We start from the raw sequence: 917 nt of genomic DNA on the forward strand, positions 1-917 counted from the left end.
TCTCAGGACCGCACGCGGCGTGCGCTGCGATGCCGGCCAGATCGTGCTGACTTCGGGCACGCAGCAGGGGCTGGATCTTCTGGTGCGCGCCGCGCTCAGCCCCGGCGATGCCGTCTGGATCGAAAACCCCTGCTATCCCATGGCGCAGGCCGTGCTGGCCGGCAGCGGCGCCAGGGTTTTTGGGGTACCGGTCGACGCGGAAGGGCTCGATCCCGAGATCGGCGAAAGCCTGTGCTCCAAGGCGCGCGCGGCCTATGTCACGCCCTCGCATCAATATCCGCTCGGCGTGACGATGACGATGCGCCGCCGTCTCGCTTTGCTCGACTGGGCTCGGCGCAACGATGCCTGGATCATCGAGGACGACTACGACAGCGAGTTCCGCTATGCCGGCCCGCCGCTGACCTCGCTGCAGGGCATGGACGGTTCAGACCGTGTCGCCTATCTCGGCACCTTCTCGAAAATCCTCTTCCCCGGCCTGCGCATCGGCTATGTCGTGGTGCCCGAAGCGCTGCTCGATGCCGTGATGGCGGTCAGGGCGCGCTCCGACCGCTTCCCCTCGACGCTGGCCGAAGGCGCGCTGACCGACCTGTTGAACGAAGGCCATTTCGCCGCGCATCTCCGGCGCGTGCGCCGCCGCGTCCAGGCCGCGCGCGACGTCCTGGTCGCCGGCCTCGAGGCGCATTGCGGCGATGCCCTCGAAGTAACCGTGCCCGAACAGGGGTTGCATTTGATGGCGACGCTGAAGGACGCCGGGCCGGACACCGCGATCGTCGAGGCGGCGAAGGCGGCGGGTGTCGGCGCCAGGGCCTTGTCCTCAATGTTCATCGGCGGGGCGCCCCGGCAAGGTCTGGTGCTGGGTTTTTCGGGGTTTTCGGACGAGGAGTTGATGGCCGCGACGGTGGGGCTGGGGGGGGGGG

The 917-nt window shown here is 68.7% G+C and carries 1 protein-coding gene; it reads left to right on the forward strand.

Annotated elements, in window-relative coordinates; all coding sequences use genetic code 11:
- The coding region (locus EN749_RS36455; protein WP_145991208.1) for a PLP-dependent aminotransferase family protein at positions 1-917 on the forward strand (917 nt) is incomplete at both ends.

The organism is Mesorhizobium sp. M7A.F.Ca.ET.027.02.1.1 (assembly GCF_004022985.1).
Lineage (GTDB): Bacteria > Pseudomonadota > Alphaproteobacteria > Rhizobiales > Rhizobiaceae > Mesorhizobium.